The organism is Dyella agri (genome assembly GCF_044904705.1).
GTDB classification, from domain to species: Bacteria; Pseudomonadota; Gammaproteobacteria; order Xanthomonadales; family Rhodanobacteraceae; genus Rhodanobacter_A; species Rhodanobacter_A agri.
On the sequence record NZ_JADIKL010000012.1, the window covers coordinates 19,187 to 43,046 of the forward strand.

At 60.4% G+C, this 23,860-nt stretch carries 23 protein-coding genes; 12 read left to right on the forward strand and 11 right to left on the reverse strand.

Features of this window, described 5'->3' with window-relative positions; translation table 11 throughout:
• The first annotated feature begins 25 nt into the window (after window positions 1–25).
• From ISP14_RS16550 to ISP14_RS16570, 5 genes are all read left to right on the forward strand, one after another.
• Window positions 26–1,735 carry a thiamine pyrophosphate-dependent enzyme gene (locus ISP14_RS16550; protein WP_404541944.1) on the forward strand — a complete coding sequence of 570 codons (1,710 nt, stop codon included), beginning with the start codon at window positions 26–28 and terminating at the stop codon, window positions 1,733–1,735.
• Window positions 1,736–1,921: 186 nt separating this feature from the next.
• Window positions 1,922–2,371, forward strand: a complete 450-nt coding sequence (locus ISP14_RS16555; RefSeq protein WP_404541947.1) for a hypothetical protein — start codon at window positions 1,922–1,924, stop codon at window positions 2,369–2,371.
• A 206-nt stretch (window positions 2,372–2,577) separates the two neighbouring features.
• Window positions 2,578–3,450, forward strand: coding sequence for a fumarylacetoacetate hydrolase family protein (locus tag ISP14_RS16560; protein ID WP_404541949.1), 873 nt, complete (start codon window positions 2,578–2,580; stop codon window positions 3,448–3,450).
• Complete coding sequence (locus ISP14_RS16565) at window positions 3,447–6,386, forward strand: FAD-binding and (Fe-S)-binding domain-containing protein (protein WP_404541951.1); 2,940 nt, start codon at window positions 3,447–3,449, stop codon at window positions 6,384–6,386. The genes ISP14_RS16560 and ISP14_RS16565 overlap by 4 nt, the downstream gene beginning before the upstream one ends.
• Before the next feature lie 78 nt (window positions 6,387–6,464).
• Window positions 6,465–7,298, forward strand: a complete 834-nt coding sequence (locus tag ISP14_RS16570; protein WP_404541953.1) for an enoyl-CoA hydratase/isomerase family protein — start codon at window positions 6,465–6,467, stop codon at window positions 7,296–7,298.
• 63 nt (window positions 7,299–7,361) lie between these two features.
• On the opposite strand, the gene ISP14_RS16575 is transcribed toward ISP14_RS16570, so the two are convergent.
• The 5 genes from ISP14_RS16575 to ISP14_RS16595 form a co-directional block, all read right to left on the reverse strand.
• Window positions 7,362–10,430 (reverse strand): sensor histidine kinase, encoded by a 3,069-nt coding sequence (locus ISP14_RS16575; protein ID WP_404541955.1) that lies wholly within the window; start codon window positions 10,428–10,430, stop codon window positions 7,362–7,364.
• A gap of 280 nt (window positions 10,431–10,710) precedes the next feature.
• Window positions 10,711–11,142, reverse strand: a complete 432-nt coding sequence (locus ISP14_RS16580) for a hypothetical protein (RefSeq protein WP_404541956.1) — start codon at window positions 11,140–11,142, stop codon at window positions 10,711–10,713.
• Window positions 11,143–11,190: 48 nt separating this feature from the next.
• Window positions 11,191–11,994: an acetoacetate decarboxylase family protein gene (locus tag ISP14_RS16585; protein ID WP_404541958.1), complete on the reverse strand. Its 804-nt coding sequence runs from the start codon at window positions 11,992–11,994 to the stop codon at window positions 11,191–11,193.
• 202 nt (window positions 11,995–12,196) lie between these two features.
• On the reverse strand, window positions 12,197–12,478 hold the full coding sequence (locus ISP14_RS16590) for a hypothetical protein (RefSeq protein WP_404541961.1): 282 nt from the start codon (window positions 12,476–12,478) through the stop codon (window positions 12,197–12,199).
• 17 nt (window positions 12,479–12,495) lie between these two features.
• The gene (locus tag ISP14_RS16595) at window positions 12,496–12,660 is read right to left on the reverse strand and encodes a hypothetical protein (RefSeq protein ID WP_404541963.1); all 165 of its coding nucleotides are present in this window, start codon (window positions 12,658–12,660) and stop codon (window positions 12,496–12,498) included.
• 49 nt (window positions 12,661–12,709) lie between these two features.
• Here ISP14_RS16595 and ISP14_RS16600 point away from each other — a divergent pair, with 49 nt between their 5' ends.
• Window positions 12,710–13,009, forward strand: a complete 300-nt coding sequence (locus ISP14_RS16600; protein WP_404541967.1) for a hypothetical protein — start codon at window positions 12,710–12,712, stop codon at window positions 13,007–13,009.
• Window positions 13,010–13,133: 124 nt separating this feature from the next.
• A complete protein-coding gene (locus ISP14_RS16605; RefSeq protein WP_404541971.1) occupies window positions 13,134–13,772 on the forward strand; it encodes a response regulator in 639 nt (212 codons plus the stop codon).
• Between the two features lie 33 nt (window positions 13,773–13,805).
• On the opposite strand, the gene ISP14_RS16610 is transcribed toward ISP14_RS16605, so the two are convergent.
• On the reverse strand, window positions 13,806–14,636 hold the full coding sequence (locus ISP14_RS16610; RefSeq protein ID WP_404541973.1) for a helix-turn-helix domain-containing protein: 831 nt from the start codon (window positions 14,634–14,636) through the stop codon (window positions 13,806–13,808).
• A 402-nt stretch (window positions 14,637–15,038) separates the two neighbouring features.
• Here ISP14_RS16610 and ISP14_RS16615 point away from each other — a divergent pair, with 402 nt between their 5' ends.
• Window positions 15,039–15,647, forward strand: a complete 609-nt coding sequence (locus ISP14_RS16615; RefSeq protein ID WP_404541975.1) for an acyloxyacyl hydrolase — start codon at window positions 15,039–15,041, stop codon at window positions 15,645–15,647.
• A 163-nt stretch (window positions 15,648–15,810) separates the two neighbouring features.
• Window positions 15,811–17,079, forward strand: a complete 1,269-nt coding sequence (locus ISP14_RS16620; RefSeq protein WP_404541978.1) for a patatin-like phospholipase family protein — start codon at window positions 15,811–15,813, stop codon at window positions 17,077–17,079.
• A 71-nt stretch (window positions 17,080–17,150) separates the two neighbouring features.
• On the opposite strand, the gene ISP14_RS16625 is transcribed toward ISP14_RS16620, so the two are convergent.
• Genes ISP14_RS16625 through ISP14_RS16635 form a run of 3 tightly spaced genes read right to left on the reverse strand, consistent with a single transcriptional unit; the run spans window position 17,151 to window position 19,005 of the window.
• On the reverse strand, window positions 17,151–17,894 hold the full coding sequence (locus tag ISP14_RS16625; protein ID WP_404541980.1) for an SDR family NAD(P)-dependent oxidoreductase: 744 nt from the start codon (window positions 17,892–17,894) through the stop codon (window positions 17,151–17,153).
• 3 nt (window positions 17,895–17,897) lie between these two features.
• A complete protein-coding gene (locus ISP14_RS16630; RefSeq protein ID WP_404541983.1) occupies window positions 17,898–18,497 on the reverse strand; it encodes an NADPH-dependent F420 reductase in 600 nt (199 codons plus the stop codon).
• A 43-nt stretch (window positions 18,498–18,540) separates the two neighbouring features.
• Window positions 18,541–19,005 carry a DoxX family protein gene (locus tag ISP14_RS16635; protein WP_404541986.1) on the reverse strand — a complete coding sequence of 155 codons (465 nt, stop codon included), beginning with the start codon at window positions 19,003–19,005 and terminating at the stop codon, window positions 18,541–18,543.
• 108 nt (window positions 19,006–19,113) lie between these two features.
• On the opposite strand from ISP14_RS16635, the gene ISP14_RS16640 reads away from it, so the two are divergent.
• Complete coding sequence (locus ISP14_RS16640) at window positions 19,114–20,043, forward strand: LysR family transcriptional regulator (protein ID WP_404541988.1); 930 nt, start codon at window positions 19,114–19,116, stop codon at window positions 20,041–20,043.
• Window positions 20,044–20,147: 104 nt separating this feature from the next.
• Here ISP14_RS16640 and ISP14_RS16645 read toward each other — a convergent pair whose 3' ends face one another.
• Both ISP14_RS16645 and ISP14_RS16650 read right to left on the reverse strand, forming a co-directional pair.
• Entirely contained in the window at window positions 20,148–20,783 is a 636-nt protein-coding gene (locus ISP14_RS16645) for a hypothetical protein (protein ID WP_404541990.1), read from the reverse strand.
• Window positions 20,784–20,917: 134 nt separating this feature from the next.
• A complete protein-coding gene (locus tag ISP14_RS16650) occupies window positions 20,918–22,138 on the reverse strand; it encodes a T6SS phospholipase effector Tle1-like catalytic domain-containing protein (protein WP_404541992.1) in 1,221 nt (406 codons plus the stop codon).
• Between the two features lie 215 nt (window positions 22,139–22,353).
• Between ISP14_RS16650 and ISP14_RS16655 the strand changes: the two genes are divergently transcribed.
• Together ISP14_RS16655 and ISP14_RS16660 are read left to right on the forward strand one after the other, a co-directional pair.
• Window positions 22,354–22,833, forward strand: coding sequence for a hypothetical protein (locus ISP14_RS16655; RefSeq protein ID WP_404541994.1), 480 nt, complete (start codon window positions 22,354–22,356; stop codon window positions 22,831–22,833).
• Window positions 22,826–23,569, forward strand: a complete 744-nt coding sequence (locus ISP14_RS16660) for a hypothetical protein (RefSeq protein ID WP_404541996.1) — start codon at window positions 22,826–22,828, stop codon at window positions 23,567–23,569. Before ISP14_RS16655 ends, ISP14_RS16660 begins: the two co-directional genes overlap by 8 nt.
• Window positions 23,570–23,860: the final 291 nt, after the last annotated feature.

Consider the following 23,860-nt stretch of genomic DNA (forward strand, 5'->3'; position numbering starts at 1 on the left):
CCTCACCCAAGCAGTGGAGTGTGTCATGAGCAAGAAAGTCGCCGAAATCCTCGTGGAAGTCCTCGAACAAGCGGGTGTCAAGCGCTGCTACGGCATCGTCGGCGACACCATGAATCTGACCGCCGAACACCTTGACCAGAGTTCCATCGAGTGGGTGCACGTCCGGCATGAAGAAGCAGGTGCCTTTGCCGCCGCCGCAGAAGCGCTGCTGACCGACAATCTGACCGCATGCGCGGGAAGCTGTGGACCGGGCAGCCTGCATTTCATCAATGGCCTGTATGAGGCCAATCGCAATCGCGCGCCCGTCATTCTCATCGCCAGTCAGGTGATGATGAGCGAGATGGGTTTTGAATTCATCCAGGAAGTCGATTTCAAGTCGGTGTTCAAAGAGTGCTCGGTCTTCTGCGACATGATCCTTACCCCCGAGCAAGCCAGGAAGAAGGCCGTGATGGCCTGCCAGGCCGCTCTCACCAGGCAAGGCGTCGCCGTTCTCATCGTCCCCGTCGACATCTCTCATAGCGAAGTGCACGAGGATTTCCCATATCGAGTCCACCACAGCAAACCGGTAGTCATCCCGAATGACGAAGAACTCGACGAGATTGCCAGGATCCTCGACGCCGGCGAAAAGATCACCATCTACGCGGGCACCGGCTGCGAGAATGCGCTGGACGAAATCAAGGCGGTGGCGGAGAAACTCGGAGCTCCTGTCGCGCACACCTCACGCGCAAAGAGCTTCCTGGAACACGACAATCCGTACAACGTCGGCATGACCGGCATCCTCGGCAGCGAAGCTGGCTACAAGGCCATCCTGGATTGCGACACGCTGCTGTTGCTTGGCGCGGACTTTGCGTGGCGCCAGTTCTACCCGGACAAGGCCAAGATCGTCCAGATCGACATCAACCCTACTCATATCGGCCGACGTCATCACGTCACGCTCGGTGCCGTGGGCGATATCAAGCCGACTTTGCACGCACTGATGTCACGTCTTGAGCAACATGACGATGCGTCGTTTCAACAAAAGTATGTCGAGCGCTTCGCCAAGGCGATGGCATCGTGGAAGAGCCATCTGGTCCCCGGCCACGACGACACCATTCCCGGCTCCTACCTCACCTCGGTGATCGATCGATACATCGACGAGGATGCGATCATTTCCGGTGACGACGGCACCCCCATCGTCTGGGCCGTGCGACATACCCGGTCAAACGGCAAGCGCCGGATTTTCGGAAGCTTCCTGCACGGGACCATGGCAACCGCCCTGCCCAACGCCATCGGCTTGAAGAAGGCCGCCCCCGACCGCCAGGTCATTGCGCTGTGCGGCGACGGTGGCCTGGCCATGCTCTTCGGCGAACTGCTCACGGTCATCCAGGAAAACGTACCCATCAAGATTGCGGTCTACGACAACAGCAAACTGGGCTTCGTGGAAATCGAGCAAAAAGCGGAAGGCATGCTCGACACCTTCACCCGCTTGAAGAATCCGGACTTCGGGAAAGTCGCCGAGGCCATCGGCCTGTGGGGCAAGACCGTCAGCAAGGCCTCGGAAATCGAGGCAGCCGTACAGGAATGGCTGTCGCAACCCGGGCCTGCCCTTCTCAACGTTCACGTAAGTCCATTGGAACTGGTCAAACCACCTTTCACGGAACTGAAGCCTGTTATCGGCATGGCGCTTTATGCGACTCGGGCCGTTCTGCATGGGCGCGGCGGGGATGTGCTGGAAATGGTGCGCGAGAACATCTGACGTGTCGACAAGTGACGGATGGGACACAGGTATTGGGCCGTCCGTCTCTTTCAACGCAACACATGCACAACCGAGCCACGCAAGGCTTGTTGCTCGAGGATTGATAAGTACCGCGGTGGGGATGCCATCTTTGTGGCCGGCACGACGCCACGTGACGTCAGTCCCGGCTCCTCAAGAGTCTGAGCCATGAATACAGCAATCGTTCCCGCTCTTGCCGCCTTGACTGGTTCCGCCATTGGCGGCTTCACAAGCCTGGGCGCGTCCTGGCTCACGCAAATGGTCCAGTTCAAGGCACAGGAACGAACGGCGCAACTCGGCCAGCGCCAGGAGCTGTACCGGAACTTCATCGAAGAAGCCTCCAAGTGGTATGCCGACGCTTACGAACACGACACTCCGGAGGTGACGAACCTGGTAGGACTCTACGCCATGGTCAGCCGCATGCGAGTGCTGTCGGCGCCAAGCGTCGTGGAGCACGCGGACCTGGTCGTTCGCGCGATCATCAAGACCTACCTGTCCCCCAACAAGACCTTCCAGGACATCACGGAACTCCTGGACAACAGGACCATGGATCCCCTGAGCAGTTTCAGCACCGCGTGCCGTGAGGAACTGTGGGGAGATCGGAGAACTTCCTCATAGCGACACCTCGTGCGATTTTCATACATACCCAGTCAACCTCATACAAGAGAGAAAAGTTGCGCTGCGCTAGCTTGGGTCTCGATGCAAACATCGCCATTCGCTTGCCCACGGGTTCATCGAAAACTCTTCTGAATCGAAAACGTCCTTGGCCAGGCCGAATTCATGGCGCTGAGGCATGTGACCGAAAGCCAATGAAGGAGAAATCCATGCGCATCGTCCATTTCGACAAGGATGGTGTCCTCGGAATTGCAGCGGACGGCGGCTCGGGATGGCATGGCCTTGCGGAGCGCGAAAACGGATTTCCAGGCACTCTTCCCGATCTGATCACGCAGGGTGCGGATCTGCTGCGCGCAGGCAGAGACCTTCTGTCCATGCACGCCATCGACCTGGACGCGGTTCGGATACTGCCTCCGGTACCCAAACCACCGAAGATCCTCTGTGTCGGTCTCAACTACGACGACCACCTCGCGGAAAGCGGACTCAAAAAACCGGTCTATCCCGAAATTTTCGCGCGGTTCGCGACCAGTCTGATCGCCCATGGCGAACCGATCCGCATGCCGCGCGAATCGACCATGCTCGACTATGAGGCGGAGCTCGCCGTAGTGATCGGCCGGGGCGGACGCCGCATCGACCGCGACAAGGCCCTTGATCATGTGGCGGGCTACTCCCTGTTCAACGATGCCACGATCCGCGATTTTCAATTGCGCACCCCGCAATGGACGATGGGCAAGAACTTCGATGGCACAGGGGCGTTCGGTCCCTGGCTGGTGACGCCCGATGCCCTCCCACCGGGAGCTCATGGGCTGCACATTGAAGGTCGCTTGAACGGCCAGGTGATGCAGGATTCGTCCATCGACAAGCTCATTTTCAGCGTTCCCGTGCTGATTGAAATGATCAGTGTCGCAATCAGCCTGGAGCCGGGTGACGTGATCATCACCGGAACACCTGGTGGCGTCGGGGCCGCACGCAAGCCACCTGTCTACATGCAAGCGGGCGATGTCTTCGAGGTGGAGATCGAGGGGATGGGTGTCTTGAGCAATCCCATCCAGCGAGAATCACACGAGGAGGCATCGCCATGAGCAGGAAGCTGTTTTCCGCAAACCCTGAGCGCATAGGTCGATACGATGGACCACCAAAGAGCGATGCGGTTTCCGCCGCGCTGGCCAATGGAACGCCTGGTGACCTGAAGACCGATCTCATCGCCCTCCTGGGGAAGCAGAACGTCCTCCACAGAGCGATCGATCTCGTACGGTTTGCCTCCGATGCGAGCCCATATCGACTTGTCCCGCAGGTCGTCGTGCAACCCCGAACCACCGATCACATCGTCAAGCTCTTTCGCTACTGCCGGGACAACGGAAGGCACGCGACGCTCCGCGCCGGGGGAACCAGCTTGAATGGTCAATCCCTGTCGGATGATCTGCTCATCGATGTGCGTCGTCATTGGTACGGCGCCAGCGTGGAGGACGACGGTCGCCTAGTGCGCGCGCGCCCCGGAATGATCCTGGGGCATGTCAACGCCATGCTCAGTCGGCACGGTCGACGGCTTGGGCCGGATCCGGCAAGTCTGGGGGCATGCACCATAGGTGGCGTGATCGCCAACAACTCCGGCGGCATGCGCTGCACCGTCAAAAACGATGCCTATCAGACCGTCTCGGCGATGACGTTCGTGACGACCTCCGGCACCGTCATCGATACCTCGGCGCCCGACGCGGAAACGGCATTCGAACGAGCCGAACCCGATCTTGCGAAAGGGTTGCTCGCACTTCGCGAAGAGCTTCTGGCAGATCGGGAGTTGGTCGATCGTGTGCGGCGCAAGTATTCGATACGGAACACCCATGGTTACCGGCTCTGCGCACTGCTCGATGGCGAGACCCCACTCGAAATCTTTCGTCGTCTGCTCGTGGGATCCGAGGGCACGCTGGCGTTCGTTGCCGAGGCCGTGATCGGCACCGTTCCATCCCCCGATGTGACCAGCGTCGCCTGGATACCGGTCCCCACCATTGATGAAGCGGTCGCCCTTGTACCCAGCCTGGTCGGTCTCGGAGCCACCGCCGTCGAGTTGATGATCGCCCCCGCCCTCACTGCCGCGGGCAAGGCTTTCGCGAACACCCCTTGCTACTGGAAAACACTCGATCCGAGTGCCGCAGCCCTGCTGGTGGAATTCGGCGCCAAGGACCTGCAGGCGCTCGAGGTCTTGCAGAACAAGGTCATCGAGTTGACCGCCAATGCGCGTCTCCTCCACCCCGTGGAGTTCACGAGCGTGGAAGAAGCTGTCGAGCTGGCGTGGCATGTGCGCGAGGGGTTGCTCGGGCTGGTCGGCAAGCTGCGTCCGAAGGGCTCGACGCTCATCACCGAAGATGTGTGCTTTCCGCCGGAACGTCTTGCGCAGGGTGCGAGAGACGTGCAGGAATTGCTCAGCAAGCACGGTTTCATTCCCGGGGTCGCGGGTCACGCGGCGCACGGAAATCTTCACTTCACGCTGGTTGCGGACTTTGGCAATCCAGAGGATCTCGAACGCTACGCGACCTTCATGAAAGAACTCGTCGAGCTCGTCGTCCGCAAGCACGACGGCTCGCTCAAGGCCGAGCATGGCACCGGTCTCAACATGGCGCCTTTCGTCGAGTCGGAATGGGGCGCGAAGGCCACCGCCATGATGTGGCGAATCAAGGAACTCGCCGATCCCAAAGGCATTCTTGGGCCAAACGTGATCCTGACGCGCAATGCAAAACTCCACCTGGAGAATTTGAAATCGGTGCCGCTGATCGAAAACGTCACGGATTCCGTGCAATGCATTGAGTGCGGATTTTGCGAACCGGTCTGTCCCAGCCGCAACGTCACCATGACGCCCAGGCAGCGGATCGTGACCAGGCGTGAAATGGCCCGTCAATCGCCCGGGTCAACGATGCTTGCCAAGCTGCAGGAAGAGTATCAATACGACGGAATCGAGACCTGTGCGGGCGATGGTACATGCGCGATTCCGTGCCCTATCGGGATCAACACCGGAGCCCTGATCCGCGAATTCCGTGCGAAGGAGACCACGCCGACGGCCGACAAAGTCGCGCTGCGGCTCGCCAGGAACTGGAGCTCGGTCGAGACATTGGCACGGGCCAGCCTGTCCGCCACCCATGCCTTCGCCACGCTATTCGGGGTCAAGCCGCTGACGGCCTTGACCGGAATTGCGCGAGCAGTCGCGAGCCCCGATCTGATACCCAGCGTGCCGGGCCCCATGCCCAGGGCGGCGCGGGCTCTGCCGTCGACTCAAAAGAATGGTGCCGCAGCCGTCTACTTCCCTGCCTGCATCAATCGCATGTTCGGCCGCGATCCGGATAGCCCGGCTTCACCGTCCTTGCCGGAGGTATTCGTCACGCTGTCCGAGCGAGCTGGAAAGCCGTTGTGGATACCGCCGGACGTCGCCGGTCTATGTTGCTCCACACCATGGAAGTCGAAAGCCTATCCCAAAGGCCACGAGTTCATGGCCAAATCCATCGCCGACGCCATGCTGAGGTGGAGCGACGACGGCGAGCTCCCGATCGTCGTCGATGCGGCATCGTGCACGCTAGGCCTCAGTCAGGATATTTCTCCACTGCTCGACGCCGAGACCAGAGCCAGGTACGAGAGTCTGACCATCATCGACTCGATTGCATGGTGCCGCGACCTGCTTCCGAAGTTGACGATACGGCGAAAACTTGGGCGTATCGCCGTGCACCCAACCTGCTCCATCACGCATCTGGAATTGGCCAAGACGCTCAAGCAAATCGCTACGCATCTGGCCGTCGATGTCGAGGTGCCGATCGGCACGACCTGCTGCGGCACGGCCGGGGATAGAGGCCTCCTGCATCCTGAACTCGTCGTTTCGGCGACCCGTGAGGTCAAGGCCATTCTGGATGCCCACCCGGCCGAGGCCTATGTTTCGGCGAACCGAACCTGCGAGATGGGCCTTCGGCACGCGACCGGGCGACCGTATGAGTCGTTTGTTTTCCTGCTCGAAGAATTGAGTCGTCCGGGCGCGGGTTGATGGATGACCCCAGGCTCGTCGAATGGATCCTGCTGAAATCGGGCGTCACTGAAGCGATCACCGAAAAGGAGCCACCTCATGCCATATTCCGACTACAAATGTTTCCAGCTCTCGTTCGACTCCGGGGTCGCATTCGTCAGCATCAATCACCCGCCGATAAACCTTCTCGACGAGGTTCTGTCGCCGGAATTCGACAAACTCGGCAGGGAGCTCGAAATCGACGAGAGCGTCCGGGTCATCGTCTTGCAGAGCGCCCTCCCCGACTTCTTCATAGCCCACTCCGGTTTGGGCCGGGTCGGCGCCGCTTCCAAACTGGTGTCGCATACGCGCAGCTTTCGCCTGACGCAGATGATCGGCGAGCGGTTCAGGAACATGCCCAAGGTCACCATTGCCAAGATCGAAGGCCGATGCCGGGGCGGCGGTAGCGAGATCGCGCTGGCTGCGGACATGTGTTTTGCCGCCCTGGGCAAAGCGGTCTTTGGCCATCCGGAGGTCGCGGTCGGGTTGGTTCCGGGCGGCGGCGCCACGCAGCGATTGCCACGGGCCATGGGACGGGGACGCGCCTTGGAGGTACTCCTGAGCTGCAATGATTTCCCGGCGGAGTTGGCAGAGCTTTACGGCTACATCAATCGGGCGTTGCCGGCGGACGAGCTGACGCCTTTTGTCGAGAAACTGGCCCGCCGTATCGCCTCGTTTCCGGCGCATACCATCGCTCACGTCAAGGCGGCCGTGGACAGGGGAGCATTTGGCTCCCTGGCAGAAGGGCTGCTAGTGGAAGCCCATGAGTCGGATTTGAGTGTCGCCAGCGAGGTGTCGCAAGTGCGCGTGAAGGAGGCACTGAAAGTCGGCGCCGAAACCCATGAAGGCGAGTTGGAGATGGATTTCCTGGAGAGACTCGCCCCGGCGGGTTAACCTCGGGTGAGCTACTTGGCCGGAACCTTGGGAAGAAACGGATCACGCTTCTTGCGCGCCGCTTCATGCATCAGTCGCATGGCGCCTGGATCGGAAGAAACGACCTGTCTTCAGAGGTGTTGCGTAAGCGATACGCCCGGGAATACAGAGCGTGACGCGAGTTCCATTGCCAGGCTGAGACTCGATGGAAAGCTTCGCCGACATCTGCTTGGCGCGCTCGCGCATGCCCATCAGGCCCCAGTGCCCCGGCTTCTCGCCGGCGTCCAGAATGGCTTGGTCGATGCCGTTGCCATTGTCATGCACCTCCAGCACCAGTGCATCGGGACGATAGTCAAGCTGCACGGACAGCAAGGTTCCACCGGAATGCTCATTGGCGTTGCTCACGGCCTCCTTCAGGATGAAGGAGGCCTCTTCGAAAACTCCCTTCTTCAGGTTTTGTTCGCGGCCATCGACCGATATGTTCAACGTCATCCCGGGGCGGCCTGCATGTTCATGGGCAAGGCCTGATAGAGCCTCGGCGAGGTTGCCGTATTCTTCGGATCTCAACCGGGACACGCGATCCCTGCTCTCCACCATGATCCCGCGCGCCTGATCCAGCACTTGATCCAGGAACTGCCGCTCGGCCGCATCTTCCGGGAGTCGATCCACGCCAGCCTGCATTTTCATCAACAGCCCGGGAAAGCTCTGCAGCAGCGTATCGTGCAAATCGCGCGCGATCCGTTCCCGCTCCGCGTGCTGCGCTTCCAGGCGAGCGCGCAGCCGACGATTGACCTGGCGCATGCGAAATGCGAACGCTTGCCAAAGCGCGAGAGCTGCCAGGCACGCGCAGAGCGCCATGAACCAAACCGTCTGATAGAAAGCGGGTCTTATGCGGATTCCGACGCTTGCGCCCACGTTGTTCCAGACACCGTCTTCATTGGCTCCGATGACATCGAAACGGTAGTGCCCGGGGCCGAGATGCGAATAGCTGGCCTCGCGTTGCTGGCCAACATCCCGCCAACCGTCGCTCAGGCCGTGCATGCGAATCCTTGCATCCACGCGTTCCGGCCTGGTCAGGCCCAGCACGGAAAAAGTGATACGAAGATTCTCGGTATGCGCCGGCAAGGTCAACCCATCTCGCGGCACATAGGTCTTGCCGTCCGCCTCGATCGAATCGATCACCACGGGAGGCGGCAAGGGATTGGAGATCAATTGCGCGGGGTCGAGCCAGACGACGCCGTTGCTGGTCGCGAACCAGAGTCTTCCGTCGGTACTCTTGACGACCGACGGCAGCGGAAATTGCAATGCCGGGGAGCCAGGCAGCCCGTCCAGCGTGTCGAACTTTCGAAAATGCATCGGATACGACGGATTTTTCTCAGCTTGACGCACGTCCTTTGCGGGCAATTGGAAGACGCCATCCAGCGAGTGAACCCACAAGTCGCCCTGTGCCGAGAACACGATCCCCGTGACGTTCTTCAGCGAGCCACCATCAGCCAGCCCCACCACCTGCAAACGCCGCCCATCCATGTAACCCAGGCCGTTGCTACCCCCTATCCACAAACGGCGACCATCCTGTTGGAAGGCCTTCGCATCGCCGATCGTCACGCCTTGATCGGGGCCCAACGTGGTGACGTTGCCCCCATCAACGACAACGATCCGATTGTCCCTGTAGCCCAACCAGACCCGTCCTGAATCGTCGGTAAAATCGACGCGCGGCGTGCCGCTGATGGACGATTTCTTCCACTCGCCGCTTGCCCACGTATACAGTCCCGATGCTGATGGGCCACCGATCGATACCCACAACGTGCCATGCAAGTCCTTGGTTATTGCCAGGACCAATCCCACCATATTGGGACCAGGGCGACTTGCCAGATGCTTGGCGCCTGTTTCGCTCATCTTCCATATGTCGCCGCGCCCTCCGATATAGACCACACCGTCGCGATCCGCGTATGCCGCAAGCGTGTAGGGTGGTACCTCAAACGTCTTGACCCGCGAGTCTTTGAGTTCCATGACCGGCTTTGAAGAGCTTCCCGTCCAGATCGCTCCATCTGCCCCGGCGGCCAATGCGAAATCGTGGGTTCCCGATGGGAACGGGGCTGGGGCGAAATTGCTGCGGCTGAATCGGTCTACGCCAGCGCCGGTACCGACCCAAATGTTTCCCTCCCGATCGACCAGCAGGGGCCACGCATAGTCGCCACTGAGGCCGTTGGAGCTGTTGAACAGCTCAGTCATTGAGTTCAGTGCTGACAGGTCGGTGTGTTGATCGATCGCAATGGAGGCGATATGACGTACCCCGTCGCCCAGTCCATTGATCCAAAGGCCACCCTGATGATCGAATTGGATACGTCCTACGGAGGTCGTCAGTATGCTTCCAGTATCCCGAATCGGCGCCGTCATGCCGGCTTTCCAGCGTTCAATGGCGCCGCGCAAGTGTGCGACCCATATGCTGCCGTCGGGGGCTTGCACGATGTCACTCACGGACCCCTCGTGTTCCAGAGGCACGAACTGCCTGGCATTCGCGGCACGGTAAAACAGCTCTTCAGGAGTACCCACCCAAAAAGAGCCATCACGCGCGATGAACAGAAAAGTCGCGTAGTTACCCTTGAGTCCAGCATCGCTGCCAATCTTTTTCCAATGCCCTCCGACGATTGTGTAGAGACCTCCGGAACCGTAAAGCCAAATCGCACCATGCTGGTCCTCGGCAAATCCTTCAATTTGGCCATGCCCTGGAAGCCCGGCTTTTGCACCGTACTCAGTGATATGCCCGTCTTTGAGAAAGCCTACGTCGCCGAATTCGTAACTGATCCATAGGCCACCGTCAGTACTGGCGTGCAAGCCGAAGACGGGCCGCCCTGAAGTCGATTCTCCTGGCAGTCCTTCAATGCGCTCGAAGCGCGCGCCGTCAAAGCGATACAGGCCGTGGTCGGTGCCAATCCACAAGTAGCCATCCGACGTCTGCGCTAATGCGGCGACCCCAGTGGGCGCACCGTTCTTGCCGGTCCATGCAACATGCTGGTAACGATCGAGCGTCCATGGCCGCTGCTGAGCGTGGACCTGTCGTGACAGCAAAAGGATGACGGCAGCCAGCAGCCACCCGCAGGCTGCTTGAGCCAAGCTCCACTTACGACACGACATGGAGTGAACCCCTTTCAACCTTTTCCTGCACGAAATGACCACCGATCATCATGCGGGATGACTCCCTGTACGCCGTTGGCGAGGTTGAAAGCGTTGTTTTTCTCGTCGCCCCGGCCTTCGCCGGGATGACGAGCCATTCAGACCATCCCACGGCGACATGCGCCAGTTTCTACATGGGAGTGCTGTCAGCGGCACCATCTTCGGACGCGCATGGCTGCATGTCCATAGCGAACGCGGCCATTCCCCGCAGCTGCTCAATCGAGTCGAACAGAGCTCACAAGGTATGCATGGCATGCCGTCAATTGACAGTAGATCTCGGAAGGGTCCTGGATCCTCCCGCAGCACTCTGCGCAGGCATCTTTTGCCAGACCTTCGCGCCGGCCGAGATACCGACACCCATGGCCAGCGGAAGCTGCCAGCTGCAATGCGCCGGGCTGGAAATCGCCTGTATCAACGCGCTCAGGATGCCGGCGCCGATGCAGACATGGCCGACGGCATCGAGTGCGTCGGCCATGCACAGGGGCCTGGATTGTCGTTGACCTGAGCCGTTTGGTTTCAAGGCCTGGGCCATGTCGCGATACATGAGCACGAACCATGTGGCGAACGCGAAGCATGCCGCCACCGTCGGCATGAGCCATACGCTCGCATGGGCGTATTCACCGGGTATCCGGATCACCAACCACGTCAGCGCCAACCCGGAGAGAAGGGCCGGAAGACGCTTGACGATCACGGGCATGTTTCCCATGGCCATGGCTTCATGTCGGTAGAACGAGCAGGGTCATTTCGACGAATGGTCGACGAGGGTCTTGAGGTCGGTGACCGAATACGACACGGACATGCGATAGCCGTTGCCGCAACGCACGGGCGCGAGATCGGAGATCTCTTCGTTCTCGCAGACGGGCAAGCTCAACTCGCCCTTGCCGCTCCAGGCGTTGGCAGCCGTGAAGTTGTCCATGACGGACTCCACCAGCTCATGTACGGCTGGGCGTTTCCGATCGCCTGCCGCCAGTCGCGGAAAGTGACGCAGGTTGACGGTGGGCCGCGAGCCCAGGGCGGCCAGGTTCGTGACCTCGCTGTCCAGCGTCACGATTCCTCTTGCAATGCGCTGGCCTGCCGTCGATGCGGACGCCCCGAAACGGCTGCCGCGCGCGAGCCTGGGCGCCGCCATGCTGTGTGCCGCGAAGTCGCGCGTCTGGAAGATTTCGCCTCGCCGCTTCGGGAAGCCTTGTGCCCAGCCGCGCGCAATGGCCGAATCGTTGTCGACGAAAATGTAGGGGCAAAACGCGACCGGCCTGCCCTCGTACAGCGCATCGACCAGGATGAAGAACTCGCGATATTGGTAGCGCGCTGGATCCAGGAACTCGTCGTTCTCTCCCGTGAATTGCCAATCCACGAAATAGGCTTGCGCGTGCCCCTCCGCCTTGTGGTCAGGCTCCAGTTCCTCGGGGAGGACAGCTGCCGCGGCCTTCGGATCGCTCCAGAAATCAATGACGAGGAAGTCGCCTGAATAATGCCAGGGCGGTGTCGGTGCGATCGTCGACAGGCCGCGGGGGGTAATCGGTACAAAAAACGTGCTTTTCATGTGGCTGCCCCAGGGGATTAGTTGATGCCATGGCGACTGGCCCTCGGATCACTGGCGCCGCACCGTCCCTATGTTGCACACGACGAAGCACGTCTCGATGAGGGAACCATCGAGGCGACTATGGCACCCGATACCGTTCCATTCTTGGACAAAGCTGACGACGAAGGATGAAAACTCACTCCTTCATGGACACGTAACTGGATCAGTCCGACAGACCGCAAGTACGCGCCACCTCCTCCCAAAGCCGATCAGCCTCGCCATCGGCGATGACCTGATAGGCGTTCCGGCCTTCAAGCGCCCTGTGATGCATGCACATCCATCGTGCCGCGCGCGATCGGTCGCCAAAGCCGCTTATCAGCATGCTGGAGAAATCCTTGAGGTGCTCCTCAAGGATCGAAAACGCCGCGAAGGCGACTCGCTCCTTCATGGAATGAGCCTCTTCGAGCTGCGCACTCACTGCTTCGAACGGGTTGCTGTTTCTCATGTGCGCTCCCTTCGGGATCAATCGCGATAGCCGTGCCTGATCGACCGCAGAAAGCCCATGACGAGGTCGGCCTCGCCCGTCTGGACCAGCTCCCGGGCCGTCTTGCCACCGAGTTCGCGGATCCCCACGGTCAGATACCAATCGCGTACCCGCGCCTGGTCGTGATCGATCCCCCTGGCCAATCGCAAGACACTCCAGAAGTCCGTGGTTGGCAAACCATCGAAGGGCCTGGTGCTGTTCCGCAATTTGTCCCGCGTCACCGCACAAAGTCGCGTCGTCATCATGCAGTCCCCATCGTGGACCAGTGAAGGAAGCTCTGATTTTCCTCGTCATCTCTGCTTTCGCAGGAGTGACGGGCAAAAACCGATTGATCAAACTTTCCTGAAAGCTACGCTACGCGCAGCGTCGATCTTCTTCTTGAAGGTTCTTGCACTGGAGTGTGTTTTTCTCCAAATGACATCGATGCGTTTGTGGCGGGATGAACGCGTGGACGAAGAAACGGCGAGCAATACCCAAAGCGCGCCGGGCTGAAAAATACACTTTCGAGCATTGAACTGCCCCTCCCGTCAGCGCATAGTCGGGACGCTGGGGAGAAAGTGAGGATCCCGCTCATGCCCTTGTTTTCGGCGCTGGCGACAGAAAACGGGTGACCTATTTGAACGTGACCAAAGACCGATTCGGGATCCTCGTCGTCGACGACCACCCCGTCATGCGGGATGGGCTGAGAGCGGTCGTCGAGCAGGAACCCGATATGGAAATCACCGGCGAAGCTTCCGATGGCAAGGAAGCGGTCGAGCAATTTCGAAAGCTGCTTCCTGACGTGATGTTGATCGACCTCCAGATGCCTGTCATGGATGGCCTGCAAGCCATTACAACCATTCGCAGCGAATTTCCCGATGCGACGATCATCGTGCTGACGACCTTCCCCGGCGACGCCCGGGTGATCCGGGCCTTCACGCTCGGCGCCACGTCCTACCTCCTGAAAACGGCCCGCCGCGAGGAAATCATCAAGGCGATACGCAGCGCACTGGCCGGCCGCCATATCGTGGCTCCCGAGGTGGCCCAGGAAATCGCAAGCCACGCGGGTCGCGAAGGACTGACCGATCGCGAGATCGTCGTGCTCTCCCTGGTGGCCCAGGGACGCAGCAATCGTCAAATCGCCGAGGCGTTGAACATCACGGAAGATACGGTCAAGGCGCGCATGAAAAGCATCATGGCGAAACTGGGTGCGGAAGACCGCACCCATGCCGTGATGATCGCCGTCAAGCGGGGCTTCCTGGATTCGTTGCCCTAGGCTTGTCCGCAGTGGCATGGCGCCTTCAGGCAACTAAGCGGCCTCCACTTTCCTACCAAATGCCAGGGACTTGCGCCACAGGCCAGGCGTCACTCCCATCTTTTGCGTGAACACGCGACTGAAATGGCTTTGATCGGAAAAGCCGGCATCGAAGGCGACGTCTGCCAGTGAGGCGTCGGGATCCGCCATGAGCTCAAGCGCCAGATCCACCCTGCGCGATAGCAGCCATTGATGCGGCGGAACGCCGGTACTCTTCTTGAATCCTCTTACCAGCGCTCCCGCGGACAAGCCACAGGCTTCCGCGAGCTCGGCGACCGATATGCCTTCAAAAAGCCGCTCACGCATCATCTGCGTGACAAGCCGCTGTTGCCATGGAGCGAGGGTGCCTTTGACCATGCTGCTCGCGGTCGAGGGCCCACCGAAATTCGAGGCCAGATAGGCGCACAGGCCCTGAAGAAGGTGGTCCACGAGCGGCTGATGAAACGTCGAAGGATTGCGGAGGATCGGCAGCAGTGCCTGGCCGATGCTCATGATGATGGAGTCCTCGATGCATTCGCCCGGCTGCAGCGCGATATCACCAACACTCGAACCCCCGAGATCCTCGCTGACTTCACCGATAGCACGCCGCGGCATGTAGAAATACAGCGAATGCAGCGGATCGCCGATGTAGGCAAATGGATCCCGGCGCAAATCCAGGAGATAGGTCGTGCCCGCCTCATAGGCCATCGAACAAACAGATCGGCCGTCGCACCACAACTCGTGCGCGGTCTGCATGCGGAAGTTCAAACAGACCAGGTAGGCATCGTCGCTCCCCATGGGCGAGGTCATGCCATAGCTCGTCTTGTCGATGCGCAGCTCCGTCACTGCGAGCCGACTTCCTCGCCTTGTCTGACTCAACAGCGTGGGCGGACTGCTGATCCGGAATGAACGCCCTAGCCTCTCGCCGAACGCACCTTCATACATAGTCGTCTCTTTCAACCGGATGGGTGAGGCATCCTGGATAGAGTTGCACCCCCATCCCAACGGTACGCACATGGAGAAAGTTTCGAAGCCTCCCTCTGGGTAGAGTTTTCGACTCGAAGGAAGAATTGGCATGACTCAAAAGTGTGTATGGACGTCCGACCCACATGCAGCTTTCCACTCTTCTCTCTGGAAGAGATCTGATGCTGCAAGCACGTTGATCCAACGCGCGGTCAATTCGTGAAATACAGCGGCACTCGCACGAACGGATGATGTACCTGACAGCAATACGTCGGGGCAAACGCCATGAGCCGAGACACCAAGCCGACCTGTCGGACTGACACCCACCCTCTTCACCTCATCCCCAACGCCTCACTCATGCACCATCGCCGCCATGCCGTGTGCCTTCGTGGTCTCCTCGCGCTTGCCCTTGCAGTTCCTGCGCTTCCTGCGATGGCGGCAACCCGCTGGGAGATTCAGGTCGGTCCGAGTTACATGGACAGCCACAGCACGGCTGCCGTGTTCGTCGAGAGTGTCTTCAAGGAACAGCGTATCGGTTCCAGCCGCTTTACCTGGTCGCCGGACGTGTCACTGGGCTGGATCGATGGCCGCGCTGTTCGACGCTTCAGGCACGACCGCTACACGACGAAGGGCTCCATCGGACTGATCGCGGGCGGAGTACGTCTCCATTATGGCGATGCCGGTGACTGGTACCGACGGCTGTTCTTCGGCTTTCAACCCGTGCTGCATAGTGGTCGAACGCAGGCTCTTAGCAGCGCCTATGAATTCGCCAGTACCATCGGTTGGCAGGGCGAACACTTCAGCTTCCAGATTCGCCACATCTCCAACGGCTCGCTTCACGAGCCCAACCGCGGGGAAACGATGCTGTTGGTAGGCGTCGCCTTCGGCCTCTGAGCGTTCAAAGTGGTAAACGCCCCAATGACCTCCCTGTTTGCGGAAGACGATGACCGGGCTTTCGCCTGCGATCGAGCCAGCACTAGACTGCAGCGACTCAAGCGCGTGATCAGGCCGCATTCCGTCTCGACGTCAAGCGGGTTGCAGGTTCGGGGGGACATCCATGCATATCGTCAAGTCGCTTCTTTGCCTAGCATGCCTGATTACCCTCGCCGGCTGCGTGACTCAAAGTCGCAAGCCGCCGCCCCCCACACTCATCTCGAACACTGCACCGGTCGGCTTCGATCCCAGCATACGTATCGTCACCACGGACCGGCGGCGCTTCGCCACCATTTCGCCGCCCATCATCCAGGGATTGCGCCAAGCCGCACACGGCGGTCCGGTGAATATCCTCGCGCTGTCGGGAGGCGGATCCGGCGGTGCATTTGGTGCAGGTGCCCTTGCCGGCTTGACGCGAGGGCACCAGCGGCCGGACTTCCAGCTGGTCACCGGAGTGAGTGCCGGCGCCCTGATCGCTTCGTTTGCGTTTTTGGGATCGTCGTGGGACCCCGCCCTGCAGGATGCATTCGGAGGTGAGCGTAGCGACTTGATCCATTCGCCGAAGACGAGCTTTCTGGCGCGACTTGTTTTCCCCTCCGGCCTGGGAAGCCATGGTCGGCTTTATGAGCTCGTGGACCACTTCGTCACGCCGCGGATGATCGCTGCCGTGGCGGCCGAAACCGCGAAGGGTCGAAGGTTGATTGTCGCCACGACCGATCTCGACAAGCAGGAAACGGTGCTTTGGGACATGGGCGCCATTGCAGCGCACGGTGGCGATGCGGCCCGGAAGCTGTTCCGTGATGTGCTTGTCGCCTCCGCAAGCGTGCCGGGCATGTTCCCGCCGGTGATCATCCATGTCAGCGACGGGGTTCATGCCTACGACGAACTGCATGTGGATGGCAGCGTGACCACGCCGCTGTTCATCACCCCGCTGGTCGCCGACGTCGTCTCGACGAGTCTCGATCAACTGAACGGGGCGAACGTGTACGTGATCGTCAACAGCCAACTGGCCAGCCCGCCTCGTGAGTCGTCGCTTGAGACCCCCGAACTTCTCGGCAGGAGCTTCTCGGCACAACTGATGTACAAGACGAAGGAAACGCTTGCCCTGGTCGACAGCGTGACCCGAGAGCACCACATGCGGCTTCGGGTTACGGTGATACCCGCAGACTATCCGGGTCACAGCTTTGCCGATTTCCGTCCGGAGAGCTTGCGGCGGCTTTTCGATTACGGCGCCGATTGCGCCGCTCGCGGACTGTTGTGGGCAACCATTGAACAAGGGATTCAACGCGACCGGGCTGCCATCAACGGCAGTCTGCATGCTGCCGCGTCATGTCCGGGCTCGATCACCACGTCATCCGGAGCTGGTCATGCCATGCAGGTGCCCAGTCGCTAGGTGCAGCTCGATTGGCAGGTCGAGAGTCAGGTTTCTTGCTGCAGATTTCCCGCGAAAACGCGCACCGGCGCTTAACCGACGCGATACTGACCGCCATCCACGACGATGGCCTGCCCGGTCATGAAGGCCGCATCGTCGCTGGTCAGGAACAGCACCGCGCCGGTGATGTCTTCGGGCTCGCCCAGTCGCTTGATCGCCTGCTGCTCCCAGGTCGAGCGCTTCTGCTCATCCGATTGCGCTGCGGTCGCCAGCGTATTGATCAGGCCGGGCAATAGCGCGTTCGCGGTGATGCCATCGCTGGCGACATCGTTGGCCAGCCCCCGCATGAATCCGATGATCGCCATTTTCGACGCGATGTAATGGCTCATGCCGGGTATGGCCAGACCCACCATGTTCGACGAGATGCCGACAAAGCGGCCCCACTTCTTCTTCCTCATCGCCGGCAGGAAATACTTCGCGCTGAGGAAGTGCGAGTCCAGGTTCGTGGCCATCGTCCTTCGCCACGTCGGCAGGTCCAGCTCGTCGATCAGCCGATTGGGGAAATAGCCCGCGTTGTTCACGACGATATCGACGTCGCCGATCTCACGGCTCTGCAGAAATACCGAACGCCAATCCTCTTCCTGCGTGACGTCGAGCTGCAGCGCGAATGCGTTCGAACCGATTTTTCCGACGGTGGCGTTGGGGGGCGTGAGATCGGTCGCGATCACTCGCGCCCCGCGTTTTGCCAGTGCCATGGCGATCGCTTGACCGATGCCCTGCCCCGCGCCGGTCACCAGTGCGGTCCGTCCTTCATGGGTTTGCGTTGAGCTGCTCATGACTCAGGCCTGCTGATGGATCAGGCTGTGCATCGTCAGCGGGCCACCGAACTGTTGCAGCAAACCGCCTTCTGCAAGACGGCCCAGGGTGATGGGACTGAAGCCCAGCAAGGTGGCGAGCGAGGCGACCTGCTCGTTGGCATCGGCGTGGTCGCCGGAAACGAAGATCGTGCGATGGCCGTCGCTGCGGCGCGGCTCATCCGCGAGCACCGCCGCCGGCAGCGTGTTGAACGCCTTGACGACCTTGGCACCCTTGAACTGCGACGCCACGACCTGGCTGGAGGGACGCCCACCCAGATCCAGCGGCTTGAAGGCAGGAAACTCGATCGCGTTGGTGGCATCCACCACGATCTTGCCGGTCCAGTCACTGCGCAACTTGGCGACCTCCTCCGTCGCCCCGAACGGGACGGCGAGGATGATCACGTCTGCATTCAGTGCATCGGTGATTTCTGTAGTGCTTACGGCAGGAGCGAAGGCTTGCACAGCATCCTTCAGCGAGGCCGGTCCACGACGATTGGCAATCACGGCCTTGATCTTGCTGCGGGCGAACTGCTTGGCGAGGGCGCCGCCGATGGCGCCCGACCCGATGATGGCGTAGCTCATGAGATGTCTCCCGATGGACTGATGATGGAATGGGTGTGAGGTATCAGCGTGACTTGCCGTCGAGGCTGAGCCGGCCTGCGCCATTGACCGTCAGCAGCAGGAAGGCGCCGGTTATCGACACGTTCTTCATGAACATGATCATCTGGATCTGATCGGCCAGGTGGGTATGGAACGTGAGTGCCGTCAGCAAGGTAAAACCGGCGAGCAGGAACGCCACTACCCGCGTCTTCCAGCCGAAGGCGATGGCCAGGCCGCCGAGCAGCTCGGTGGCAATCACCACCGGAAGCAAAGCGCCGGGAACGCCCATGGCGGACATGTAGGCCATGGTGGCGGTGTAGGCGCCGATCTTGCTCAGGCCAGAGAGCACGAACAACGATGACAGAAGGATGCGGCCGCCGAGTTCGGCGGTATCGCGCAGCGTGACGCGGGAGGACGTGGTGCTCGTGTCGGTTTTCGTGGGAACAAATTTCGTGTCGGTCTTCGCGGAAGCAAAGGTGGAAGCGTTCATGGCGATCTCCAGTGGGTGGGTGAAACGGTGGAGACATGCTAAGCATCCCGGATTGGCGGATAAATAGCTCTTCATGGCAATATTTATCCCGTCATACAGGACAATCCAATGGACCGATTCCTCTCGATGCAGGCATTCTCGAAAGTGGTCGAAGCCGGCAGCTTCGTGCGCGGCGCGGAGAAGCTCGGCATGTCGACCACCTCGGTGTCACGGCTGATCGCCGAGCTCGAAGAGCACCTCGGCACGCGCCTGCTGCAACGAACGACGCGCCGGCTTCACCTGACGGATGCCGGCCACCGCTTCATCGAACGCGCTACGCAATTGCTGACCGATCTGCAGGAAGCGGAAGCCGAGGTCGGTTCGGCCACGACGACACCTCGGGGGCGGCTGCGCATCAGCGTGCCGCTCTCGTTCGGCGTTCGCCATCTGGCCGACCTGTTTCCCCGCTACCGCACGAAGTACCCGGAGGTGGAACTCGAAGTGCATGCCACGGATCGTCGCGTCGACCTGATCGAGGAAGGCTTCGATCTCGCCCTGCGCCTATCGCTGGAGATTCCGCCCACCTATGTGGCACGTCCGCTGACGGTGGTGCGGCTGGCGGTTTGCGCGGCTCCCGGTTATCTCAAACGCCACGGCACGCCACGCACGCCGCAGGAGCTGGCGGAACACAACTGCCTGACACTGCCGAGCGGAGGGTTCGAGGGTCGCTGGCCGCTCGAAGGCGCGGACGGCGTCGTCACCATTCGCGTTCACGGAGACTTCCGTGCCGACAGCGGTGACCTGCTGCGCAGTGCTGCGCTGGCAGGACAAGGAATCGTCATGCTGCCCACCTTCATCGTCGGCGACGATCTGGCGCGCGGCGACCTGGTGTCGCTGCTGCCGAAATGGCGACCGCCGCATACCGACGCCCTGATCATCTACCCGACGCGTCGATTCGTGTCCGCGAAGGTCCACACGTTCACGGAGTTCCTGCAACAGGAGTTCGCCGGCGATCCCCCGTGGGACCGTTGGATGACTACCCACGATAACGGTCGTTAATCACCATGATGTAGCAGCTACACACCCCGCGGTTGCGCGAACCGGCAATCAACATAGTTCCAGCGCACAGAACCTTACGCAGTGAGAACGTACGGCAGTAAGCGCTACGACGGGCGCTCGAGGTCCTTCATCACGCGCATGTTCAAACCGGTCAATTGAGGACTAGCAAGGTGATCGGCACCTACGAGAAACAGACAGCGCGAGCGTGAGGGATTCCCGGCGGTCGCCGCTGTGATGTTTTGGGCCATGGTCCTGTTGCGCACGGCCATCTGGTTCCCCCGCCCCTGGAGGGTGCATTCGTCATCGACCAGGTGCACGCGCACACCGCGTTGCACCGCCATTTCGATCAACCGCACCATGGTGGCTGGATTCCCTTCGGGACGTTGCTCGTGACGGTCGTACCGAAAGAGGGCCAAGCTCCACTCTTCCTTGAATCGGGCCCAGTGTGCGTTCGTACGGATGTCGGTACCGGCCAGACTGTTCAACCACGCGCCCAAGGTCGCGTGGCCCCCGGCTGGCGGATGCGAGTCAAATGCCGTGGCAATGGGCATGTCGGCGATCTCCAGGAACAAGTCATCCACTCGTCCGGCCGCGATCAAATTGGCCGCCAGTCCGCGCCCATGCGGATTGTCGTGACTTTCCCCAATGATCAGACCGGCGGCGGTGACGTCGTCCATCGCTTGAAGGCGTCGATCGCGAATGGGTCCTGCCAACGCTTCTGCCGAGAATCCTTTGGACATGGTCTCCCCCTTGGAAAGGAATCAGACGACCCACTCCGCATACTACAAAAGACATGTCGATAGGGCTCGGCCGCCCTCACGGAGCCTTCTTGGGATGTAGCTGTCCCCTACTCCTCCGGCGCCTCTATCTCGGGTCACTGAGCCACCTGGTACTCGGATGGCAGATTCACCGGTCGATAGTCCGGTAGTCGCTCGATCCGCTCAAATACGGTTCGATGGATGAATGCTCCTTCCGGGATGACGCGCGGCTCAGCGCACGGCAAGTACCATCCGAGCACCGAACGGCGCTGCTTCCACTCCCGCCACTTGGACTTCTTGGGTAACCATTCGAGGGGCTTCCATCCGGCAGTCATCGACACGTGTAGTTTTGCCGCTGCATCTGGCTCCACATATGTATGGTTGCTGCCCTTCCTTGGGCGGCCAAGAACGAGATGATTCACCATCGCACGATGGATAAGAAGGCCTTTGGCATGGGCCTCTTCGATCATCCAAAGAAGTGGATACTTTGAAAGGCCACTTTCGGACTCGGGATAGCCTCCGCCAACATCGGCGTGGACGCCTGCGAACCAAACCTGAAGGATATCTTGAGGAATTTCCGAAGCAGGAATAAAGGGGACCGGTCGATAGGGTTGCCCCTCCTTCCAGGCATTCAATCGAAACATTCTCCTGCGCTCATCAATCGCCATCGCATGTCGGAAAGTCTTGACGCTTGAATTCGTCCGCGTGAAGCGCAGTGTTTGCAGGTCAGGCAGAAACGTGTCCTTGCGGGGAATGATGACTGAAGCAACGGTATCCCATACTCCCACAAACTCGATACGAATCGTCTTGCCACCAGCGACACGGCTGAAATGCCAAGCATCCTCAAGTTCTGTACTTAGGCCTTCGTTGCCAGTTCCAATCTTGTCGCTCTCGGATTTTCCAGGACTTGCGCGGTGGCTGTCGGCGCTCGATTTCTTGAAAGCCGTCAGAGCGTATCCGGCCAGATTGAGTTGATCAGGCCGCAGAAGACCTATCACATGGAGAAAAGCCGCGAGAACGCGAACCGTGTAGGCGCCGCGGCTGAACCCGAAGAGCCAGACTTTGTCGCCCTTCTCGTAGGTTTGGCTCAAGAAGCGGTAGGCGCCCAGTACATCGTCATCGAGCCCATAGCCAGTTACTAGACCAAATACACCTCGTGCCTTTTGCTTGAAGCGTTGCCAAGCGTTCTGCTGGCCAATGGTCCCTATGCCCGGACTGTAATAAACGCGTTGACGATCGCCCTTTTCGAGAATTCGGTACAGCTTGAGCACGTTCGAAATGGTGTTATCAATCTGATTGCCGGTGCCGTCACAGCAAATGACAATATTTTTCGGCATTACGCCCCCCTAAAGCTCTACGCATCGCGCGGCTGGCTAGCGCCTACCTGAAACGCCGTGGCGTTCGGTCCCCAAACACCGCTTGAGCAGACTGGCCTTTGGCCGCGCGCTTTTGCCGTCATGCACCCGTATCCACCATTTAGGACGCCATCGCCTGACAGGTCGGGTGGTGGTGGTATCGTCGGCGATATCTCCTCAATCAGGGTCGTTCAGCCATGGACAAGGGGACGTATTCCAGGTTGCTCGTGGACGCCATCGGCAAGCGTTTCCCAGATACCGCAGCGGATATCCGAAGCCGCGTAAGGCTGACCGATCTGAAGGGTAATTCCCCCGAAGCAGTGCTTATGACGACCGACCTGCTGGAGTCGATGATCGTACTCCCGCTTCGAGCGCATTTCGACATCCTGGATCGACTCGCTCCCCAGATTCTCGGCATCGGTCCCGAAGACAACATGCTGCTGCGGTTCGATGCTGGCACGCCAGACGAAGACGGGCATACGCTTCCACTAAGCCCCGCGGTGCTGGTCACCGAGCGAGCAAGCGTGGAAAAGGCCTTGCTGATTCTCGAAGAGGCATTACGGGATATCCGCAACGCTTTCGGCCCACCCACTTCGACACCTACCGAAGGCACGCCAAGCAACCCCTCGCCTGGCGGTCTGGAGCGCGAGCTGGTTTTCGGCGACATATATGCCTAGAAACGATCTGGACGAGGTCATCCGTGCAGCCACCGCCGCCATCGGGGATGCAGCCGATCGATTCGCCGATGCCGGCGTTGACGACGCAACGCTGAACGACAAGGGCAAGGTATATGAAGCCTGGATCCTGCTGGCACTGGGTGCGGACCTCAGCGAGCTGCTGCAGGGCCGGGCCGCCTGGTATACGGGCAGCTACCAGCCGGTACGGCGAGGCGAGCGTATCGTGTTTCGCGGATCGCCAGCCAAGCTGCGGCGCAAAGGCGGCCAGGCGCCAGGTTTCCTCATGCTCGAAACGCCGGACGGCACCGCCTTCGAGCTGCACAATTCGCTGCAGTTCACCGGTGCCAGCCAGGTAGATCACGAACTGGACATCTGCTTGCTGCACAAGCAAGACCGCGAAGCCTGGGTGGCAGGCGCTGCCAGCTTGCCGCACCTGGTTGGTCTGGAGCTGAAATGCCACACCAGCGCGATCTCGCTGCCACTGGTGCGCCAGGCGGCGCTCACCCGCATCGACTTGTCGGCCAGCCATGGCGGGCACGGACACGCCTTCATCTACCATGGCTTCGTCACCTTCAGCAGCCTGAGCGAAAGCGGGCGAACCCTGGCTCAGTATTACCAACTCGACGTGTTCGAAGGGATCGGCGAAGAGCTGACCAACCCAGCGTCTGCCTTCACGCGTGTAGCGTCCCTGGCTGAGGCCATCTTCGAATGGTGGAAGACACACCGTGCAGACTGAGCCGGCGGGACGTTCAATCGACGATAACGAAACTTCCGTGCAGGTTGACCGGCGGTTACGCGGCGGCGGCGATTGTGCGCTCGAACACGCTGTAGCGTCATCGAACAGCATGCGTGCACGCCCGCGGTGCGGGCGATAGCTCAACGGAGCCCAGCCATGCCGCGACGCGTCCGGCGTGGAATCGGCACGTGTTCGAGCAGGCGCCACCACGGGTGCGCATTCAGTCAAGAATTTGGTGTGATGCACCGTATGCGTCTTAAGACACATAACGGAGCGTCGCCGTTTAGCTAC

Excerpts from the sequence above, each read along its gene's own strand:
- ISP14_RS16550 (WP_404541944.1), top strand. The coding sequence starts at position 26 with ATGAGCAAGAAAGTCGCCGAAATCCTCGTGGAAGTCCTCGAACAAGCG.
- ISP14_RS16555 (WP_404541947.1), top strand. The coding sequence starts at position 1,922 with ATGAATACAGCAATCGTTCCCGCTCTTGCCGCCTTGACTGGTTCCGCC.
- ISP14_RS16560 (WP_404541949.1), top strand. The coding sequence starts at position 2,578 with ATGCGCATCGTCCATTTCGACAAGGATGGTGTCCTCGGAATTGCAGCG.
- ISP14_RS16565 (WP_404541951.1), top strand. The coding sequence starts at position 3,447 with ATGAGCAGGAAGCTGTTTTCCGCAAACCCTGAGCGCATAGGTCGATAC.
- ISP14_RS16570 (WP_404541953.1), top strand. The coding sequence starts at position 6,465 with ATGCCATATTCCGACTACAAATGTTTCCAGCTCTCGTTCGACTCCGGG.
- ISP14_RS16585 (WP_404541958.1), bottom strand. The coding sequence starts at position 11,994 with ATGAAAAGCACGTTTTTTGTACCGATTACCCCCCGCGGCCTGTCGACG.
- ISP14_RS16590 (WP_404541961.1), bottom strand. The coding sequence starts at position 12,478 with ATGAGAAACAGCAACCCGTTCGAAGCAGTGAGTGCGCAGCTCGAAGAG.
- ISP14_RS16615 (WP_404541975.1), top strand. The coding sequence starts at position 15,039 with ATGAGCCGAGACACCAAGCCGACCTGTCGGACTGACACCCACCCTCTT.
- ISP14_RS16620 (WP_404541978.1), top strand. The coding sequence starts at position 15,811 with ATGCATATCGTCAAGTCGCTTCTTTGCCTAGCATGCCTGATTACCCTC.
- ISP14_RS16625 (WP_404541980.1), bottom strand. The coding sequence starts at position 17,894 with ATGAGCAGCTCAACGCAAACCCATGAAGGACGGACCGCACTGGTGACC.
- ISP14_RS16630 (WP_404541983.1), bottom strand. The coding sequence starts at position 18,497 with ATGAGCTACGCCATCATCGGGTCGGGCGCCATCGGCGGCGCCCTCGCC.
- ISP14_RS16635 (WP_404541986.1), bottom strand. The coding sequence starts at position 19,005 with ATGAACGCTTCCACCTTTGCTTCCGCGAAGACCGACACGAAATTTGTT.
- ISP14_RS16640 (WP_404541988.1), top strand. The coding sequence starts at position 19,114 with ATGGACCGATTCCTCTCGATGCAGGCATTCTCGAAAGTGGTCGAAGCC.
- ISP14_RS16645 (WP_404541990.1), bottom strand. The coding sequence starts at position 20,783 with ATGTCCAAAGGATTCTCGGCAGAAGCGTTGGCAGGACCCATTCGCGAT.
- ISP14_RS16650 (WP_404541992.1), bottom strand. The coding sequence starts at position 22,138 with ATGCCGAAAAATATTGTCATTTGCTGTGACGGCACCGGCAATCAGATT.
- ISP14_RS16655 (WP_404541994.1), top strand. The coding sequence starts at position 22,354 with ATGGACAAGGGGACGTATTCCAGGTTGCTCGTGGACGCCATCGGCAAG.
- ISP14_RS16660 (WP_404541996.1), top strand. The coding sequence starts at position 22,826 with ATGCCTAGAAACGATCTGGACGAGGTCATCCGTGCAGCCACCGCCGCC.